The 19,454-nt window shown below is 67.4% G+C and carries 17 protein-coding genes; 9 read left to right on the top strand and 8 right to left on the bottom strand.

Going from position 1 to position 19,454, the window contains the following annotated elements; genetic code table 11:
• Positions 1 to 102 precede the first annotated feature (102 nt).
• Positions 103 to 2,196, bottom strand: a complete 2,094-nt coding sequence (locus NQ034_RS09995) for an alpha/beta hydrolase family protein (RefSeq protein ID WP_257048629.1) — start codon at positions 2,194 to 2,196, stop codon at positions 103 to 105.
• A gap of 137 nt (positions 2,197 to 2,333) precedes the next feature.
• Here NQ034_RS09995 and NQ034_RS09990 point away from each other — a divergent pair, with 137 nt between their 5' ends.
• Positions 2,334 to 3,428 (top strand): glutathione S-transferase family protein, encoded by a 1,095-nt coding sequence (locus tag NQ034_RS09990; RefSeq protein WP_257048628.1) that lies wholly within the window; start codon positions 2,334 to 2,336, stop codon positions 3,426 to 3,428.
• Between the two features lie 99 nt (positions 3,429 to 3,527).
• Here the strand turns inward: NQ034_RS09990 and NQ034_RS09985 are convergent, their stop codons facing one another.
• The 3 genes from NQ034_RS09985 to sucC form a co-directional block, all read right to left on the bottom strand.
• Entirely contained in the window at positions 3,528 to 4,724 is a 1,197-nt protein-coding gene (locus NQ034_RS09985) for a class I SAM-dependent methyltransferase (RefSeq protein WP_257048627.1), read from the bottom strand.
• Between the two features lie 154 nt (positions 4,725 to 4,878).
• Positions 4,879 to 5,778, bottom strand: a complete 900-nt coding sequence (gene sucD / locus NQ034_RS09980) for a succinate--CoA ligase subunit alpha (protein WP_257048626.1) — start codon at positions 5,776 to 5,778, stop codon at positions 4,879 to 4,881.
• A 22-nt stretch (positions 5,779 to 5,800) separates the two neighbouring features.
• Positions 5,801 to 6,967, bottom strand: coding sequence for an ADP-forming succinate--CoA ligase subunit beta (sucC, locus tag NQ034_RS09975; RefSeq protein WP_257048625.1), 1,167 nt, complete (start codon positions 6,965 to 6,967; stop codon positions 5,801 to 5,803).
• Positions 6,968 to 7,188: 221 nt separating this feature from the next.
• Between sucC and NQ034_RS09970 the strand changes: the two genes are divergently transcribed.
• The gene (locus tag NQ034_RS09970; protein WP_257048624.1) at positions 7,189 to 7,698 is read left to right on the top strand and encodes a MarR family winged helix-turn-helix transcriptional regulator; all 510 of its coding nucleotides are present in this window, start codon (positions 7,189 to 7,191) and stop codon (positions 7,696 to 7,698) included.
• Between the two features lie 133 nt (positions 7,699 to 7,831).
• Positions 7,832 to 8,629, top strand: a complete 798-nt coding sequence (locus NQ034_RS09965; RefSeq protein ID WP_257048623.1) for a hypothetical protein — start codon at positions 7,832 to 7,834, stop codon at positions 8,627 to 8,629.
• A 67-nt stretch (positions 8,630 to 8,696) separates the two neighbouring features.
• On the opposite strand, the gene NQ034_RS09960 is transcribed toward NQ034_RS09965, so the two are convergent.
• The 4 genes from NQ034_RS09960 to NQ034_RS09945 all read right to left on the bottom strand — a co-directional run bounded on the left by NQ034_RS09960 (position 8,697) and on the right by NQ034_RS09945 (position 12,901).
• Positions 8,697 to 9,305, bottom strand: coding sequence for a hypothetical protein (locus NQ034_RS09960; RefSeq protein WP_257048622.1), 609 nt, complete (start codon positions 9,303 to 9,305; stop codon positions 8,697 to 8,699).
• On the bottom strand, positions 9,302 to 10,408 hold the full coding sequence (locus tag NQ034_RS09955) for an adenosine deaminase (RefSeq protein ID WP_257048621.1): 1,107 nt from the start codon (positions 10,406 to 10,408) through the stop codon (positions 9,302 to 9,304). The genes NQ034_RS09960 and NQ034_RS09955 overlap by 4 nt, the downstream gene beginning before the upstream one ends.
• A 28-nt stretch (positions 10,409 to 10,436) precedes the next feature.
• A complete protein-coding gene (locus NQ034_RS09950) occupies positions 10,437 to 11,603 on the bottom strand; it encodes an amidohydrolase (protein ID WP_257048620.1) in 1,167 nt (388 codons plus the stop codon).
• A gap of 182 nt (positions 11,604 to 11,785) precedes the next feature.
• Entirely contained in the window at positions 11,786 to 12,901 is a 1,116-nt protein-coding gene (locus NQ034_RS09945; protein WP_257048619.1) for a mannose-1-phosphate guanylyltransferase, read from the bottom strand.
• Between the two features lie 391 nt (positions 12,902 to 13,292).
• Between NQ034_RS09945 and sdhC the strand changes: the two genes are divergently transcribed.
• From sdhC to NQ034_RS09915, 6 genes are all read left to right on the top strand, one after another.
• On the top strand, positions 13,293 to 13,670 hold the full coding sequence (gene sdhC / locus NQ034_RS09940) for a succinate dehydrogenase, cytochrome b556 subunit (protein ID WP_257048618.1): 378 nt from the start codon (positions 13,293 to 13,295) through the stop codon (positions 13,668 to 13,670).
• The gene (locus tag NQ034_RS09935) at positions 13,670 to 14,122 is read left to right on the top strand and encodes a succinate dehydrogenase hydrophobic membrane anchor subunit (RefSeq protein WP_257048633.1); all 453 of its coding nucleotides are present in this window, start codon (positions 13,670 to 13,672) and stop codon (positions 14,120 to 14,122) included. The genes sdhC and NQ034_RS09935 overlap by 1 nt, the downstream gene beginning before the upstream one ends.
• 37 nt (positions 14,123 to 14,159) lie before the next feature.
• Positions 14,160 to 15,920: a succinate dehydrogenase flavoprotein subunit gene (sdhA, locus tag NQ034_RS09930; RefSeq protein WP_257048617.1), complete on the top strand. Its 1,761-nt coding sequence runs from the start codon at positions 14,160 to 14,162 to the stop codon at positions 15,918 to 15,920.
• Complete coding sequence (locus NQ034_RS09925; protein ID WP_257048615.1) at positions 15,920 to 16,717, top strand: succinate dehydrogenase iron-sulfur subunit; 798 nt, start codon at positions 15,920 to 15,922, stop codon at positions 16,715 to 16,717. The genes sdhA and NQ034_RS09925 overlap by 1 nt, the downstream gene beginning before the upstream one ends.
• Before the next feature lie 191 nt (positions 16,718 to 16,908).
• Positions 16,909 to 18,090 carry a D-alanyl-D-alanine carboxypeptidase family protein gene (locus tag NQ034_RS09920; RefSeq protein ID WP_257048614.1) on the top strand — a complete coding sequence of 394 codons (1,182 nt, stop codon included), beginning with the start codon at positions 16,909 to 16,911 and terminating at the stop codon, positions 18,088 to 18,090.
• Positions 18,091 to 18,115: 25 nt separating this feature from the next.
• Positions 18,116 to 19,411: a D-alanyl-D-alanine carboxypeptidase family protein gene (locus tag NQ034_RS09915; RefSeq protein WP_257048613.1), complete on the top strand. Its 1,296-nt coding sequence runs from the start codon at positions 18,116 to 18,118 to the stop codon at positions 19,409 to 19,411.
• The last annotated feature ends 43 nt before the right edge of the window (positions 19,412 to 19,454 follow it).

The following is a 19,454-nucleotide window of genomic DNA, read 5'->3' as shown; positions in this document are numbered from 1 at the left end:
GCTTTGAGGCAACGATCCCGAACCGGAACCACGACGGACCAGTCCATCGGCCGGCCGCCAGCACTCAACCAGGCAGCGCTCAGCCGCTCAGCCCGCCATTGCTCACCCCAGGGTCGCGGGCCTGTCCCAGGCGTACCCCAGCACGTGCTGGTCGACGAAACCCAGCACCGTCTCGTACCAGACCTGCGCATTGCCGCGGCCCATGATCCAGTGCGCCTCATCGGGGAAGAACAGGAAGCGGTGCTGTGTCTTCCCGGTCGCGTCCAGCGGCGTCCGCGATTTCGTCAGCAGATCGAACCACAGTTCCTGACCCTGGGCGATCGGCACCCGGTAGTCCCGGTTGCCGTGCGTGATGAGCATCGGCACCTCGATCCGCTCGCAGTACCGGTCGGCCGAGTACGTCTCGTACTGCTCACCCATCCCCCGGTCCCAACTCGAATTGTCCGAGGTCCGCGACTTGTGCTTGGCGCTCCACTGCGCGGCGTGGGTGACGATGCACTTGAACCTGTCCCCCGTCTGCCCTGCCACCCAGTTGGCCATATAGCCGCCGTAGGAACCGCCCAGCAGAGCTGTGGCGACCGAGTCGACATCCGGGCGGTCCCAGGCCGCCTGTGCCAGGGCCATGATGTCGGTGAACGGGCTCCCGCCGATCTCCTGCTGGCCACGGTCGATGAAGTCCTGGCCGTACCCGGTGGAGATCGCGGGGTCCGGCAGCAGCACCGCGTATCCGGCGGCCAGGAAGGGGCCCGGATTCCAGCGGAAGGACCAGGCGTTCCACGAACCCCACGGTCCACCGTGGACGAAGACCAGCAGCGGGTGCGGGCCGGCGCCCTCCGGCAATGCCAGCCAGGCCCTGATCGTGGTCCCGTCGGCCGCCGTCGCCCGGACCTCGTCCAGGGCACCGGGCAGGCGCAGGGCGGTGGCGGGGTTCGGCAGCCGGGTCACGGCACCCGTCGCCGGGTCGATGCGCACGGGCAGCGGCGCCTCGTCCACGGCCGAGGCCGCTGCCACCAGGGACGCCCCGTCGCCTGCCGCGGTCGCCGGCAGAACCTCCAGCCCGGAAAACGAGTGCCGCCCCTCTGGCCCTCCTGCCAACCGGCGCGGCGCTTCCTCGTCCACCCCGCCGATCCACACGCTGCCGCGCCCGTGATCGTCACTTGTGGCGACCAGCGTGTGCTCGTCGAGCCACACCGGATCGAACCAGAAATCGTGTGCCGGCCACAGCGGGGCCACAGCTGCCGTTTCCAGGTCCGCGAGCAGCACCTGCGCGCCCAGGCTCTGGTCCGGCGTCCAGCGCGATTCCAGCGTGAGCACGGCGCGGGTGCCAGCGAGTGAGATCTCCCCGGCCTGCACCGCATGGGTCGAGTCCCCGGCCAGCAGTAGCCGCGGCCGTGCGGCACCGGTCAGATCGACCAGGTGGACCTCGGAGGACTGCAAGTCGGTACCGCCGGTGGCCGCGCTGCCGATCGTGCGCTCCACCGTCACGAGCGCGCGGGTTCCGTCTGGGGCGGCCTTCCAGTTCAGCATCCGCCCGTGCGGCATCTGCGGATAGCTCAGCCGCGACACCTCGGGCGCAGCGGGGTCGATGACGGCCAGGACCTGGCGCGCGGGCCCCAGATCGGCGTTCCAGTAACGGGTCGGGAAGCCCTCGTGCATGATCGCCGAGACCTTCGCGTCCTTGCGCTCGGCACTCAGCGCCACGTGCTGCTCCTCGGTGGACGCCCCGGTGTGCAGCGGAACCTCGGCGATCACGGAGTCCCCGCGCACCTGCAGTGCGGTGAACCCGCCGGGGTGCACTGCCACGAGCCGGGCCTCGCCCCTGGCGGGCAGGACGAACAAGGCCGGATCGTCCGGCGTCGTGCCATCGGCGCCCTGGCGCTTGGCGGTGAAGTAAACCAGTCCGTCCGCGCCCGCTGCGACGGCTCCGACCGAGGCCGGGGGCCGGACCAGCGCGCGCACGCCGGTCGTCGCGGCGGCATCACCCCTACCGGACGGGGCTGCGGGAGCCGGGGCGGGGTGCTCGATGGTGCCGGCCACGGCCTCGGGGTCGATCTCGACCAGCCGGGTGGCATAGGCGGAACCGGCGGCGTCGAGCCCGGTGACGGTCGCATAGAGGCGGCCGTCGGGGCCGGCGATGAGCCCGCCCAGCCGGTCCGCATCGAGCATCCGGGTCAGGTTCGCGAGCGCTCCGGGCACCGGCGACGTATTCTGTGAGCTATCAGGCATGTGATTCGAATCATCTGACATACTGCGAGCCTATCCCGGAGCACCCACCGCGGCTTTAATTTAGGCTTGAACTATATTTGCGACAGTCCGAAGTCCGAGGAGGAACCATGGCAAACGGCGCATACGTCGAACCCGAATACAAACGCGATATGTCCTACATCACCGACCGGATCGTCACGGCCGACACCGCCGCGGACCTACAGGCCGACCCCGCCGCAGCCTTCGCGGACCCGGAGTCCAGCCACCTCTGGCCCGTCGCGGCCGGCCGCTACCGCCTCGTGGCCGCCCGCGCCTGCCCCTGGGCCAACCGCACCATCATCGTGCGCCGCCTACTGGGCTTGGAGGACGCCATCTCCCTGGGCATGCCGGGGCCCACCCACGACGCGGATTCCTGGACCTTCGATCTGGACCCGGGCGGTCTGGACCCCGTGCTGCGAATCCCCCGCCTCAAGGACGCCTACGAGGCCAGGCAGCAGGGCTATCCGCGCGGCATCACCGTGCCCGCCCTGGTCGAGGTGTCAAGCGGCAAGGTCGTGACCAACGACTTCCCGCAGATCACCGTGGACTTCTCCACCCAATGGCGCGAGTTCCACCGCACCGGCGCCCCCGATCTGCTGCCGGAGGAATCCGCTGCGGAAATGCTCGAGATCAACGACAGGGTGTTCCGCGATGTCAACAACGGGGTCTACCGCTGCGGGTTCTCCGGCTCCCAGGCAGCCTACGAGTCCGCCTATCAGCGCCTGTTCGCGGCCCTGGACTGGCTGGAGGAGCTCCTGGGCGAACGCCGCTATCTGCTGGGCCATCACATCACGGAGGCCGATGTCCGCCTCTTCACCACCCTGGTTCGCTTCGACCCGGTGTACCACGGACACTTCAAGTGCAATCGGCAGAAGCTCAGCGAATTCGACAATCTGTGGGCCTACGCCCGCGATCTGTTCCAGACCCCGGGCTTCGGCGACACGATCGACTTCGTGCAGATCAAACGGCACTATTACATCGTCCACACGGACATCAATCCCACTGGGATCGTGCCGGCCGGACCCGATCTGTCCAATTGGGGCGAGCCCCATGGCCGGCAGGCCCTGGGCGGTTCGCCCTTCGCACCGGGGGCCTCGGCTCCGGGACCCGTGCCGGAGGGCGAACGCGTCGATCCCGCACACAATCCGTTCATCGACCCGGCCACCGGCCTGGTCTCCCTTTAAAAAGTTCCACTACGACCCGAAATGTCGATATATCGGCATTTTCGGCCAAAATCGACAATTCAGGTTGTAGTGGAACTCTCCAGAACAGCGCAGATCGGCTCAGCGGCGGGCGGTGACCACCGTGAAACGCCGGTCGCGGGCCCACTGATCGGCCTGGCCGAATACCCGCGTGATCACAGCGCGGTGGCGCAGCACCGAGTTGAACACGCAGACCAGGGTGCCACCGGGCTTGAGCAGGCGGTGGGCGGATTCGATCATCCGCCGGGCCGGGTCGACGGTGAGCTTGGCCCCGTCGTGGAACGGCGGGTTGAGCAGCACCAGGTCGAAGGACCCGTCGGCCAGATCCGCGCCCGCGTCACTCTGCACGACCCGCGCGGCAACCCCGTTGGCGGCCAGCGTCGCCCTGGTCGATTCCACCGCGAATTCGGAGATATCCACGCCCACGGGTTCCCTGGGGTCCAGCAGCCGGGTGGCCGAGGCCAGCAGCCAGCCATTGCCACAGCCCAGATCCAGCATCCGGTCCTTGCCGCGTTCGGCCAGGTCCGCGCGGTGATCTGCCAGGGCCTGCACCAGCAGAGCCGAACCGGCATCGACCGAGGTCCCGCCGAAGGTGGCGCCGTGCGCCAGGACCGTGAAATCGCCCAGTTCCTCGGTCGGGCTGCGGCGCACCGACGACTGCGGGAACTCGGTGGGCGCCGGCAGTCTGTCGGCGGGCTTGGGATCGGAGCCCACCAGCATGCGCGACTTCGCCACGCCCGGGACCACGTCAACGGTGTCGAAGAACTTCCCGAGTTCGGTGTTCAGGGTCCGGCTCATGTGCTTCTCGCGGCCCACCAACATGAGTTCGAGGGCCACCGGAACCACCAGCTGCAGGTATTCGCGCAGCGCCAGCAGGGCCTTGGGTGCGGTCATCAACACCCGGTAGCGGGTGGGGCCAGCGGCTGCCACGAAGGACTTCAGGTCCTCCACGCTTTCGATCCGATGGGCGTCGACCAGGGGGAAGTCGGAGACTTCGTCCTGGAATACCGACACATCGGTCTTGCCCAATACCTGGGCCACACGGATCAGCGCACCGTCCTCATCGTCGTCGATGACCAGGAAGGGGTGCGATTGCCATTCGGCCTGCCGGGAGCCGGGGCGGCCGGACAGATCCAGCTGTCCGCTGGTCCGGCCGGCCAGGTATTCCTGGGTCAGTCGCGCCTTGGGGTATCCCGCCGGCCATTCCGGGTACGCCCTGCCCATGGCGAAGCTACTGGCTCCGAGGATTTTCGGTTCGGGAAGAAGAGACTGCGGCATACGACCATGGTAATCAGGCCCCCTACCTGGGGAAACCAAGGCAAGGAGCCGCTACGGCATATTGCCAAGCCTTTTGCGATAAAACAGAACGCCCCGGAAGGTACGGGACCCGTAGGGGTTCCGCACCTTCCGGGGCGCGCCGGGCTGCCGGGACTCAGGCGTCCAGCAGCTGCAGCATCAGCTGCGCGGTTTCGGACGGGGTCTTGCCGACCTTGACGCCCGCGGCCTCGAGGGCCTCCTTCTTCGCTGCGGCGGTGCCCGAGGAGCCGGAGACGATGGCGCCGGCGTGGCCCATGGTCTTGCCCTCCGGAGCGGTGAAGCCCGCAACGTAGCCGACGACCGGCTTCGTGACGTTCTCCTTGATGTACGCAGCGGCGCGTTCCTCGGCGTCGCCGCCGATTTCGCCGATCATCACGATGGCCTCGGTCTCAGGATCGTCCTGGAAGGCCTGCAGCGCATCGATGTGCGTGGTGCCGATGACCGGGTCCCCGCCGATGCCGATCGCGGTGGTGAAGCCCAGGTCCTTGAGCTCGTACATCATCTGGTAGGTCAGCGTGCCGGACTTGGAGACCAGGCCCAGCTTGCCCTTCTTGGTGATGGTCGCCGGGATGATGCCGGCCAGGGATGCCTCCGGCGAGATGATGCCGGGGCAGTTCGGGCCGATGATGCGGGTCTTGTTGCCGGCCTTCTGGGCGTACGACCAGATCTGCGCGGAGTCCTGCACCGGGATGCCCTCGGTGATGATGACCAGCAGGCCGATGCCCGCGTCGATGGCCTCGAAGGCGGCGTCCTTGGAGAACGCCGGCGGCACGAAGGCAACCGACACGTCGGCACCCGTGGCCGCCATGGCCTCGGCCACGGAGGCGAACACCGGGAGTTCGACGTCGGCGCCCGTTGCGTCCTTGTGGCTGACGGTCGTGCCGGCCTTGCGGGCGTTGACGCCGCCTACGACCTTGGCACCGGCGGCCAGCATCCGCGCGGTGTGCTTGGAGCCCTCGCCGCCGGTGATGCCCTGGACGATGATTGTGGAATCCTCGTTAAGGAAAATCGACATGTTTTCTTCCTCTTCTCAGGTCTTACTTGGCGGCCAGTTCGGCGGCCTTGTCGGCGCCGCCGTCCATCGTGTCGACCAGGGTGACCAGGGGGTTGTTGGCGTCGGCCAGGATCTTGCGGCCCTCATCGACCGCATTGCCGTCCAGGCGCACGACCAGCGGCTTGGTGGCCGCGTCGCCCAGGATCTCCAGGGCCTTGACGATGCCCTTGGCGACCTCGTCACAGGCGGTGATGCCGCCGAAGACGTTGACGAACACGCTACGCACCTGCTCGTCGCCCAGGATGACGTCCAGCCCGTTGGCCATGACCTCGGCATTGGCGCCGCCGCCGATGTCCAGGAAGTTCGCCGGCTTCACGCCGCCGTGCTTCTCGCCCGCGGAGGCGACGACGTCCAAGGTGGACATGACCAGGCCCGCGCCGTTGCCGATGATGCCGACCTGGCCGTCGAGCTTGACGTAGTTGAGGTCCAGCTTCTTGGCCTTGAGCTCCAGCGGGTTCTCCGCGGAGATGTCGCGCAATTCCTCGTGGTCGGGGTGGCGGAACGCTGCGTTGTCGTCCAGCGACACCTTGCCGTCGAGCGCAACGATGTCACCGGCGCCGGTCTTGACCAGCGGGTTGACCTCGACCAGGGTGGCGTCTTCGCCCACGAAGACGATCCACAGGCTCTGCAGCACAGGGATCAGCTTGGCGACGGTGTCCGCGTCGAAGCCGGCCGTCTCTGCGATTTCCCGGGCCTTGGCCTCGTCGATGCCGTCGATCGGGTCGACCGCCACGCGGGCCAGGGCCTCCGGGCGCTCTACCGCCAGCTGCTCGATCTCCATGCCGCCCTCTTTGGAGCACATGGCCAGGTACGTGCGGTTCGCACGGTCGAGCAGGACCGAGAAGTAGTATTCCTCGGCGATGTCGGCACCTTCGGCGATCATGACCTTGTGGGTCGTGTGGCCCTTGATGTCCATGCCCAGGATGTCCGTGGCGCGCGCCTCGGCCTCCTCCGGGGACTTTGCGACCTTCACGCCGCCGGCCTTGCCACGGCCGCCGATCTTGACCTGGGCCTTGACGACGACAACGCCGCCACCCAGTTCTTCGGCTGCCGACTTCGCTTCGGCGGGGGTGGTGGCGACCTTTCCGCGTAGCACGGGCACGCCGTGCTTTTCGAAGAGGTCGCGGGCCTGATACTCAAAAAGATCCACGTGTCTTCCTTACGTTTAGACGTCGGTGGGTATCACCTACCGGGTAATACTCTAAGCCCTTGGGCGCGCGGGCCAGGAGTCCGGCCCGTGAGCCGGACCACTACATCCCGTAGAATAGTCGGAGTCTCCCTGAAGCTTCATATACGAACATTCGATCAGCAAAGGGATTTCATCAAGATTCTTTGTTGGCAAGTATCTTGATCACAAGATACTATTTCCCCATGGAATCCACGCAGGACGAGGTCGATCGCATTGTCGGATCCTGGCGCCGCGAGGCACCGGGATTGGACGTCACACCCATGGAGGTGCTCTCCCGGGTGTCCCGCCTGGCCCGCCAGCTGGACCTGGCGCGCAAGTCGACCTTCGCCGCCTACGGTCTGGAGCTGTGGGGCTTCGACGTGCTGTCCGCCCTGCGTCGTTCCGGTTCCCCCTATGAGCTGTCGCCGTCGGCTCTGATCGGCGAGATGATGGTGACGTCGGGGACCATGACCAACCGGATCGACCGGCTGGTCTCCCTGGGCCTGGTCGAACGCCGCCGCTCCCCCCATGATCGACGCGGGGTCCTGGTGCGCCTGACGCCGGCCGGACTGGAACGCGCCGAACACGCCCTGGCCGATCTACTGGTCCAGGAGACCGCGCTGCTCGACGACCTCACGCCCGCCCAGCAGGCCAAGCTGGCAAGCCTGCTGAAGACCCTGGCCCTGGGCTTCGAACGCCCGGCCGAGGACTGACTCCGCTGGGATCCACCACCTCCGCGGGCACACGCCCCGCGGGCCCCGTAACCGGGCCGGGACCTCGCGGTCGGCGGGCGGATAGACTTGGCCCCGACCCAGCTCCGCACTTCCCCTAGGTTGAAGGTTTCTCATGTTGCGCTCCACCTCGTCGGCACAGACCGGCCGCCTCACCCGGGTGCTGGCCGCCTGCACCCTGGGCCTGTCCATCTGGGCCCTGGCCGGCTGCCAGACCGCCGCGGGCGAACGCCCCAAGGGTCAGCCGACCCCCGTCGTCGACGACACGATCTCGGTCAGCCCCGAACCGGCGCAGACCGTCGCCAAGCCCTCCGGCACCCCGGAGGTGGCCCTGGTCGACACCACCCCGGGCGGGGCGCAGAAGTCCGATCCACTGTGGCAGGCCCTGGCCAAGGCCGCCGAATCCGGGAATCCGGCCTATTTCAAGGTCTATGTCCACGTCGGCAATCCCCCGGCGGCCAAGGGTTCCGTGACACTCACCTCCGATACCCCAGACAGCGTCAGCGTCACCGTCGACGCCGCCGCCGTGCACAAGCAAAAGGCCGCGCAGTTCTACCTGTTGCAGGGCACCTTCGACGTGTCCAAGACCGCGGAATCGGCCTACTCACTCAAGACCAAGAGCACCGATGAGATCAAGGGGCTCAACCCTTCGGGGCCGGCCGCAGCCGAACGCTGCAGCAGCGACGATGCGATCGACCGGATCCAGCAGGCGGCGGACACTCTGGCGGACAATCCCTCCAAGCGCGAGGAACTGCGCCTGCAGTGGGCCGCCTCCCCCGAGGTCTGGTGGGGTATCCAGCTGACCGCCGAGAGCCTGCGGGATTCCAATGGCGATGCCGCGGGCGACTATCTGACCGAGGCCTGCGAACCCTATCTGCCCGACGACGAGGGCGGCGAACAGGGCGAGGACTAGCCGCGCCCGGCACAGCTGCAGGCGATACGGCTAGGGGCGGCACAGCTGCGGGCGACGCCCGGCCCCGCTAGCCCCGCTGTGCCGCTTCGTCCTGGCGGGCCAGTTCCGCCTCGTAATAGCGCAGCGTGGCCGGCAGGAAGGTGCCGACGAGCACCAGTGCCGCCGGCACGATGACGATCAGGCCCGCTGCAAGATTGCCCAGCACTCCGGAGAACCCGGTGAGCACCAGTAGCACCTGCCAGGCGGTCGAGGCCGGACGGGCCCAGCGGGCACAGCGGGAGAAGGCCCTGGCCATCGCGGCGATACCGGCGCCCAGGATGATGAATATCATGGCCAGGGCCAGCGTGCTCGCCAGGTTCTGCGCTCCAGTGGCCAACTCCAGGACGATCAGCGCGATGGCGAACACGATCATCTCGGCGGCCTCGAGCAGCAGTCCGGTCAGGGCCAGCCTGGCGGTGCCGGGCAGCCGGCGGCGCACCCGGGCGTCCGCGGCCCGCTTCGCCTGCTTGCCGGCGTGCACCTGGGCCGGCGTCCGAGTGGCCGCCGTCGCCTTCTTCCGCAGTTCGAGCCGGCGGATCCGCTCCGCACGACTCAGCCCGGGCTCATCGGGGTCCGGCAGACTGGCCGGATCCTGCGGGTCGGACGGCTCCTGCGGGCCGGCGGGATCGGAACTCACAGCTCCACCCGTTCGAACCCGGGGATGACGACGTCCTCGAGCAGCCGCTCCCTTTCGTCCAGCGGGGCGAAGGCGGCCGAAAGCGCGTTGGCGGTGGCCCATTCGAGGTCGTCGAGGTCCCAGCCGGCGTGATCGACCAGCCCGCGCATCTCGCGGGAGACCGAGGTGGCCGACATCAGGCGGTTGTCCGGATTGATCGTCACCGCATACCCCAGGTCCTTCAGGCCCGTGACCGGGTGCGACGAGATGGACCGAGCGGCACCGGTCTGCACATTGGACCGCGGGCAGACCTCCAACGGAATCTGCTGGTCGAGCACCCAGGCGGCCAGCCGGCCCAGGGAGCCCTGGCCGTCGACGACGTCCATGTCCTCGACGATGCGCACCCCGTGGCCGATCCGCTGGGCGTGGCAGGCGGTGATGGCCGAGTGCAGGCTGTCGAGGCCCGCGGCCTCACCGGCGTGGATCGTCACCGGCATGCACTCGGAGTGGAGGTAGTCGAAGGCGCGCCGGTGGTCCGCCGGCGGGAAGCCGTCCTCGGGCCCGGCTATGTCGAACCCGGCCACCCCGGTGTCGCGATGGCGCACGGCCAGTTCCGCGATCGCCAGGGAATTGTCGTTCTGGCGCAGCGCGGTGAGGACCTGGACGGTGTTGAGCACGCGGCCGGCCTCGGCCACGATCGCCTCTCCCTCGTCCAGGCCCCGTTCCACGGCGGCCACCGCGGCGTCCAGGTCCAGGCCCGCGCGCAGGTGCTGTTCGGGTGCCCACCGGACCTCGGCATAGCAGCAGCCGTCCGCGGCGGCGTCGATGACGTATTCGCGGGCCACCCGGGTCAGCGCATCGGCCGTCTGCATGACCGCCACCGTGTGCTCGAAGGTCTGCAGGTACTTCACCAAGTCGCCGGAGTCGGCCGTCTTGCGGAACCACTGGCCCAGTGCGGGCGCATCCGCGGTGGGCAGTTCGTGGTCCACCGCCGCGGCCAGTTCGATGATGGTCTGCGGTCGCAGGGCCCCATCCAGGTGGTCGTGCAACGACACCTTGGGCAGGGCCAGGATCGGGTCGTGCGCGTCTACGCCGGACGGCGCGGGAAATAGCTCGGTATCCACATCCCCAACTCTAGCCGCCTCGGCCCGCTCAGCTGCCCAGGTGGGCCAGGGCGATCGCCGTATAGACCCGGACGGCCACGGGAAGGGCCGCCTCGTCGACCAGGTAGTCGCCCTGGTGGATGTCGAAGGTGTGCCCGCCGGGGGTGCGCGTGCCCAGGCGGATCAGCGCGCCGGGGCAGTGCGTGAGGTACCACGCGAAGTCCTCCCCGCCCATGGACTGCGGGGTCAACTGCACGCTGGACGAGCCCAGTTCGGCGCGGATCGCGGCCTCGGCCACGGTCACCTCGTCCTCGGTGTTGACGGTGGGGGGCGAACCGCGGCGGTGCTCCAGGTGGACGGTGACGCCGTAGGGCCCGGCGATCCGTTCGACCAGCTCGGGCAGGACCTCGGCGACCTGGTTCCAGCCGTCCACGTCCAGGGCCCGCAGGGTGCCGTTGAGGGTGCCCTCGTCCGGGATCGCGTTCGGCGCGTGGCCGGCTTCGATATGGCCCCACACCAGGGAGATCGCATGGCGCGGGTCGATCAGCCGCGACAGGGTCGAGGGCAGGTCGGTGACCAGTTTGCCCAGTGCGTAGACCAGGTCCTCGGTCAGATGCGGGCGCGAGGTGTGGCCCCCGCGGCCATTCAACCGGATGTTGACGGTGTCACCGGCGGCCGTGATCGGGCCGATCCGCGAGCCGACCTTGCCCACGTCGACATTGGGGTCGCAGTGCAGGGCATAGCAGCAGGGCACATCGTCCAGAACGCCCTGTTCGATCACCCGCATCGCACCCGAGGGAGTGACCTCCTCGGCCGGCTGGAAGATCAGGCGCACCCGCCCGCCCAGGCCGCCGGGCCGGCTCCGCTCGATGCGATCCAGCACCAGGGCAGTGCCCAGCAGACTGGTCAGATGGACGTCGTGGCCGCAGGCGTGGGTCACGCCGGGGGTGGTCGAGGCGAAGGGCGTCCCGGTCAGATCGTCCAGCGGCAGCGCGTCGATATCGGCGCGCAGTGCCACCTTGAGTTCGCCGGTTCCCACCTCGACCACGGCGCCGGTGGGCTCGAGCCGACGCGGGGACAGCCCGGCGGCCTCGAGCCGGGCGACGATCGCGTCCGTCGTGGCGAATTCCTGAAAGGACAGTTCCGGATGGGCGTGGACGTTGCGGCGGAACTCCACCAGCTCGTCGAGCAGGGGCGCCAGCTCTTCTTCAATCAATGCGTTCGGTCCTGTGGGGCTATCGGGGGCGGCGGGGCGCACGGGGTGCGCTGGATATTCCGATCCTACGCCGAGGCCGCGCCCGGGTGCCCCGGTGCTGTCACCGGGCGCAACCTCGGCCCGGGGCGCTCGCGCCCGCGAGTTACCGACCCGCCGGGCGGCGGGTCGGAGCGCCACGGCGGCTACAGCACGTCCGGGCGGCCGGTTTCGCGCAGCGTCTCGACGACGCGTTTAACACTCTGCGCGTGCGTGCGCGAGGCGACCAGCAGGGCATCGCCGGTGTCCACGACGACCACGCCCTCGAGGCCGACCACGGCCACCACCTTGGGCTGGTCGGTCATCACGATGCCCGAGGACTCGACCTCGACGACCTGCGCGCCGGTCTGAGAGGAGATGAGTTCGACCTTCGTCTGCTCGCCGGCGATCGGCTGGCGCAGCTTGGCCACCGAGTCGAAATCACCGACGTCGTCCCATCCGAAGTCACCCGGCACCACGATCACGCGGCCGGCCGCGGCGGCCGGCTCGGCCACCACGTAGTCGATCGACTTCTTCTCCAGCCCGGGCCAGACCTCGGCCAGTACCGCCGTGCGCTCCGGGGTGTCCCAGGCATCGGCGATTCGACGCAGGGCCATGTGCAGGTCCGGCGCGTGTTCGGCGAACAGGTGCAGCAGCGCATCGGCGCGGGCGATGAACATTCCGGCGTTCCAGCGGTACCGCCCGGAATAGGTGTACTTGCGGGCCACGGAGGCGTTGGGCTTCTCCACGAAGGCCTTGGCCCGCCGTGCGGTCGGGGCGCCGGGCAGGTCCAGCACGGGGCCCGTCTGAATGTAGCCGTAGGCCGTCGAGGGGAAGGTGGGCGTGATCCCGATCGTCACGATGTCCCCGGTGGCGGCCGCCGCGACGGCCTGTTCGATCACGTGCTGGAATTCGCAGGCGTTGGTGATCGAGTGGTCGGCGGAGAAGGATCCGACCACCGCGTCGGGGTCGAGGTCGTGGATGAGCATCGCCGCCAGGCCGATCGCGGCCGCCGAGTCCCGGGGCGAGGGCTCGCTGACGACCCGGTCCGCGCGCAGGCCGGGCAGCTGCTCGCGCACCGCGGCCACATGCGCATCCCCGGTGACGACCCAGGTGTGCGCGGGATCGACCAGCGGCTCCACCCGGTCCCAGGTCGCCTGCAGCAGGCTGCGGCCGGTCCCCAGCAGATCGTGGAGGAACTTCGGCGAGGACTGGCGCGAGAGCGGCCACAGGCGCGTGCCCGACCCGCCGGCCGGGATGATGGCATGAAGATTGGCGATCATAAGTCCATCCTTACACACGTGAATACGTAAGATCCCGGAATGCCGCGCGCCCCGGTCCGCCGGGCCCCGGCCCGATACCTCTGCAGGGTGATTTGGACAGCTGAATTCGACGCGTTGTAGAATTACGGCACAGCCCGAGCACGCCCCGGATCACAGCCCTCGCAACACACGCCGACGGGTACACGGGCGGCGTCCGAGCGCATTTAGAGAACTGGTTCGTGCGCTATTTATGGTTTTGAGACGATCCGTCTTAAGAAACCAAGCAAACACCCAGCGTTTTCGCAGTTGGCAGGCGACGCAGATCTCCTTTGGCTCCGCTAACTGGAATGCGCTAAACCCAGGGCGTACCTTCACGGAGTAACCAACCTTTCTGACTCTCCTGGAGGATCCCGTGGCTAAAGCGTCGACGGGCACCCTGTACCGAGGACATGAGGGGATGTGGTCCTGGGTCGCACATCGCGTCACGGGCGTCGGCATCTTCTTCTTCCTGCTGGTCCACGTGCTCGACACTGCACTCGTTCGCGTCTCGCCTGAGGCATACAACGCCGTTATCGGCACCTATAAGACCCCGTTGATGGGTCTGGGCGAAATCGTTCTTGTCGCAGCCATCGCATACCACGCGTTCAACGGCCTGCGCGTCATCATCGTCGACTTCTGGAAGGGCGGCCCCAAGAACCAGAAGAAGCTCTTCTGGATCATGATGGTCGTTTGGCTGATCATCATGATCGGCTTCGTTCCCCGCCAGCTCATCCACACGTTCGGAGGCTGATCCACGTGACGACGACAATTCCGGCACCGCGGACCGAGTACAACCGCCACAAGGCAACCCGCAGCAAGTTCGAGATGTTCGCATGGCTGTTCATGCGCGTCTCCGGCGTGCTGCTGATCGTCCTGATCTTCGGCCACCTCTTCGTCAACCTCTGGATGGGCGAGGGCGTTCACGCCATCGACTTCGGCTTCGTCGGCGGCAAGTGGGCCAATCCGTTCTGGCAGATCTGGGATCTGGCCATGCTGTGGCTGGCCATGCTCCACGGCGCCAACGGTGTGCGCACCATCATCAACGACTATGCGGAACACACCGGCACCCGGAATGCACTGCAGATCATCCTGGTGGTCGCCGCGGCGATCATCCTCATCCTGGGCACGCTCGTGATCTTCACGTTCGATCCGTGCCCCGCCGGTGCCGATCCCAGCCTCGTCGCCAGCTTCTGCAAGGCCTGAGGCCCGGACCAAAGTTTCGCAAGGAGAATAATCACCTATGCAGGTACATGACTACGACGTCGTGATCGTCGGTGCAGGTGGCGCCGGCATGCGTGCGGCCATCGAATCGGGGCAGCGGGCGCGCACGGCGGTTCTGACGAAGCTCTACCCCACGCGTTCGCACACCGGCGCGGCCCAGGGCGGCATGTGCGCCGCGCTGGCCAACGTCGAAGAGGACAACTGGGAATGGCACACCTACGACACCATCAAGGGCGGTGACTACCTGGTCGACCAGGACGCCGCCGAGGTCATGGCCAAAGAGGCCATCGACGCGGTTCTCGACCTGGAGAAGATGGGCCTGCCCTTCAACCGCACCCCTGAGGGCAAGATCGATCAGCGCCGCTTCGGCGGCCACACCCGCGAACACGGCAAGTCGCCCGTGCGCCGCGCCTGCTACGCCGCGGACCGCACCGGTCACATGATTCTGCAGACGCTGTACCAAAACTGCGTCAAGCACGGCGTGGAGTTCTACAACGAGTACTACGTGCTCGACCTGATCATGACCGAGGTCGACGGCGTCAAGCGCCCCGCCGGCGTCGTGTCCTATGAACTGGCCACCGGCGAAGTCCAGATCTTCCGTGCCAAGTCCGTGGTCTTCGCCACCGGCGGCTTCGGCAAGATCTTCAAGACCACCTCGAACGCCCACACCCTGACCGGTGACGGCGTGGGCGTGGTCTACCGCAAGGGCCTGCCCCTGGAGGACATGGAATTCTTCCAGTTCCATCCGACGGGCCTGGCCGGCCTGGGCATTCTGCTGTCCGAGGCCGCCCGCGGTGAGGGCGCCGTGCTGCGCAACTCGGACGGTGAGCGCTTCATGGAGCGCTACGCCCCCACCATCAAGGACCTCGCCCCGCGTGACATCGTGGCCCGGTCCATCGCCAACGAGGTCCGCGAGGGCCGCGGCTGTGGTCCCAACAAGGACTATGTGCTGCTGGACCTGACCCACCTGGAGCCCGCGCACATCGACGCGAAGCTGCCGGACATCACGGAGTTCGCCCGCACCTACCTGGGCGTGGAGCCCTACACGGAGCCCGTCCCCGTGTTCCCCACCGCTCACTACGGTATGGGCGGCATCCCGACCAACATCGGCGCCGAGGTCCTGCAGAACGCCACCGACATCGTCCCCGGCCTCTACGCCGCCGGCGAATGCGCCTGCGTGTCCGTGCACGGCTCGAACCGCCTGGGCACGAACTCGCTGCTGGACATCAACGTGTTCGGCAAGCGCGCCGGCGTGGCCGCAGCGGAATACTCCAAGACCGCCGATATGCCGGAGCTGCCCGAAGGCGCCGCCGACTTCGTCATCGACATGGTCGAATCCATGCGGACGTCCAACGGCACCGAATCGGTCGGCCAGATCCGCCGCGAACTGCAGGAGACCATGGACACCAACGTCCAGGTGTTCCGCACCGACGAATCTCTGCGCACCGCGCTGGCCGACATCGAGGCCCTGCGCGAACGCTACAAGAGCGTCGGCATCCAGGACCGCGGCAAGCGCTACAACCTGGACATGCTCGAGGGCGTCGAACTGGGCTTCCTGCTGCAGATCGCCGAGGTCGTCATCGTTGCAGCCCTGCACCGCAAGGAATCGCGTGGCGGTCACGCCCGCGAGGACTTCCCCAAGCGTGATGACGTCAACTTCCTCAACCACACCATGACCTACCGGGATGAGGATTCCGTGGCCGAAGGGGTACCCGGCATGCGCCTGGGCACCAAGCCCGTCGTCATCACCCGGTACCAGCCGAAGGAGCGTAAGTACTGATGACTGCAAATCCTGAATCCGCGATCGCGGAGCCGGCTTCCAAGATCGAGCTGCCCTCCCACGTCTCCGGTGAGGGCGGCGAGATCCCGTCGTTCGACTGCACCTTCAAGATCGCCCGGTTCGATCCCGAACAGGATTCGGAACCGCACTGGGAAGAGTACAAGGTCACAATGTACGGCACGGACCGCGTGCTGGACGCCCTGCACAAGATCAAGTGGGACATGGACGGTTCGCTGACCTTCCGCCGGTCCTGCGCGCACGGCGTGTGCGGCTCCGATGCCATGCGCATCAACGGCCGCAACCGCCTGGCCTGCAAGACCCTGCTGAAGGACCTGGACACGTCCAAGACCATCACGGTCGAGGCCATCAAGGGCCTGCCGCTGGAAAAGGACCTGATCGTGGACATGGAACCGTTCTTCCAGTCCTACCGCGAGATCATGCCCTTCCTCATCACCTCGGGCCACGAGCCCACGCGTGAGCGGCTGCAGTCGCCCGAGGACCGGGCGATCTTCGACGACACCACGAAGTGCATCCTGTGCGCATCGTGCACCTCGTCGTGCCCCGTGTTCTGGACCGACGGCCAGTACTTCGGTCCGGCCGCCATCGTCAACGCGCACCGTTTCATCTTCGATTCGCGTGACGAGGGCACCGACCTGCGCCTCGAGGTGCTCAACGACAAGGAAGGAGTGTGGCGCTGCCGCACCACCTTCAACTGCACCGAGGCCTGCCCCCGTGGCATCCAGGTGACCAAGGCCATCTCGGAGGTCAAGCAGGCCCTGCTGGCCCGCGCCTTCTGATCGCCTGATCCACCCGTGCCCATAGGCGCGGGTGGCTCCACAAATGCACGTGTGGCCCGAAAACTCATGAGTTTTCGGGCCACATCTGTCTTTGTGGAGCCACTCGGGTACCACCGAGTGGTTTGTGGGTTTCGGGGCGCGCCGGGGCGGGTTCGAACGCCCGGACGCCACCCCGTCCTAGACTCGGGGACGTGAGTCTTCCCCCTTACACACAGCGCAGCCATGTCCGCTCCGACCCCGCCGCCGAGGCCCCTGCCGCCACCCGCGGCACCCGCACCTCGGGTAGCGCCGCCTCGGACGCCGGCGGACTCGCTGCCCGTGACACGTTCGCCCGCCGCCGCGGCCTGGCCTGGCTGGCCGCGTGCCTGGCGACCGCGATCGTGCTGGTCACCGGTGCCGTCCACGCCCCCGATCCCGCCGAGGCCGCCAAACCCCGCGGTGTGCCATCGGTCGATGCCAGTTCGTACATCATCGGCAGTCTGGACACGGGCAACGTCCTGGCCGCGCGCAATCGCAACGACCAGATGCGTCCGGCTTCGACGCTGAAACTGCTGACCGCGCTGGGCCTGGCGGACTACTACAAGGACAAGAAGACCCGGATCAAGATCAGTAAGGCCACTGCAGGGGTCGAACCGACGAAGATCGGCGTCAAGGCGGGCTACTCCTACACCGCCGACCAGCTGTTCCACGCGATGCTCATCATGAGCGCCAACGACGCCTCCCAGGCCCTGGCCCAGGGTGCGGGCGGCACCAAGAAGGCCATGGCGATCGTCAACGCCAAGGCCAAGCAGATCGGCATGAAGAACACCGTCGCGAAGACCCCCAACGGTCTTGACGCGCCCGGCCAGCACGTCACCGCCAAGGACATGATGGTTCTGGCCAAGCACTTCACGCAGAATAAGTACCTGATGAGCGTGGTGAAGAAGACCTCGTACACCTTCCCGGGCGGGGTCAAGTACAAGACCAAGGGCGGCAAGCAGGTCGTATCCAAGCGCTCGGGCTCGCAGAAGATCTACTCTCACACCAAGATCGCCGGCTTCATCAAGGGTGGGCAGGGCCTGAAGAACGGTTGGACCTCCAAGGCCCTGGGCACCTTCGTGGCCGTGGCCAAGCGCGGTGGCAAGAGCTATGTCGTCGTCATCCTGCATTCATCGGACCAGCCCCGCCGCCCGGCGATCGACATGCTGGACTGGGCCTTCACCCACAGGTCCGCCAGCGTCGGCAAGGTCGACTTCAAGAAGCTCGAGCAGAAGCCCAAACCGAAGCCGAAACCGAAGCCCACCCCCACGCCGTCCAAGGCGCCGGCGCTCTCCCCGGGGACCACCGACGACAATGCCGGACCCAACCATCTGACGGGCGGTGTCTCCCAATAATCCGTCCGCCCCGTAGAATCGGCCTGTGTTGCGCAATTCCCTGAACCACTCGCGGCGTCGGACCCTGGAACCGACCCGTCTCCGGTCGGCCCGAGTGGCACTCTGCCTGCTGCTGGCCCTGCTCCTGACGGCCCTCGGCTCGCTCGGATCCGCTCCGGCGCAGGCAGTGCCCAAGCCGGACCCGCAGGCCACGACCAGTGCGAAGCCGGAGGGCAAACGGGATAAGCAGGGCATGTACGTCACCCCCAAGATCGCCGATGGCAGCGCGGCACCGCGGCTGTGGGCCGAGTCCTGGATGGTGGCCTCCCTGGACTCCGGGCAGGTTCTATCGGAGAAGGACCCGGAGAAGAAGCTCTGGCCGGCCTCCGTGCTCAAACTGTTGACCGGCCTGGCGCTGATCGACCAGTTCCCCACCGCAGCCGATCGCGAGAAGAAGTACAAGGCGACCCGCGCCGAGGAGAACGTCGACGGCACCAGGGTGGGCCTGGAGGCCGGGCACAGCTATACGATCGACTCCCTGTTCCACGCCATGCTCATGATGAGCGCCAATGACGCGGCCTACGCCCTGGGTCAGGCGGCCGGCGGGCAGGCCAAGGGTCTGGCACTGCTGAATAAGAAGGCGCGTGCCATCGGGATGACGGGGACCACTGCCAAGACCTTCAACGGGCTCGACGCCAAGGGCCAGGCAATGACCTGCCACGACCTGGTGGTGCTGGCCAAGCACTTCACACAGAACAAGTACCTGATGCAGGTCGCGGGCACCACCAATTACAGGTTCGACACCGGGCTGTCCGACAAACAGAAGAAGACCCAGGCGAAGAAACAGGCCAAGGCGAAGAAAGCAGGCAAGACCTTTACGGGGACCCCCGCGTTCATGGAGGTTTCCAATCACACGAAGATCGCGGGCGTGGTGCCCGGCGGCCTGGGGTTGAAGAACGGCTACACGATCAAGGCCAGGGGCTCATTCGTCGCAGTGGTCAAGCGGGGTGGCAAGACCTTCGTCGCAGCGATCCTCAAAGCCACCGACCAGCCCCGACAGCCGGCGATCGACATGCTCGACTGGGCGTTCAAACAGACCGCGCCCAAACCGGTCGACACCATCGACTTCGAGGCGATCGACCAGTCGGTCGCCAAAGTCGGCCCCATTCCCACGGCCCAGAATCCTGCGGGTGCCGCGGCCCAGAACCCGGCCGACAATCGCGTCTTCGGGGACTCCGCTGCCCTGTGGGGCGGCGGATTGATGTTGGTCATCGTGGTGCTTGGCATCGGCTTCATCGTGGGCAAGCGGATGCGCCGCGCCTCCCGCGCCCGCCATCGCTGAGACCGCGCCGAACCAACCGCCGAACCGCACCCATGACCCGGGC

The organism is Brevibacterium moorei (genome assembly GCF_024580735.1).
GTDB classification, from domain to species: Bacteria; Actinomycetota; Actinomycetes; order Actinomycetales; family Brevibacteriaceae; genus Brevibacterium; species Brevibacterium moorei.
This window is presented reverse-complemented; position numbering and strand designations above follow the sequence as displayed.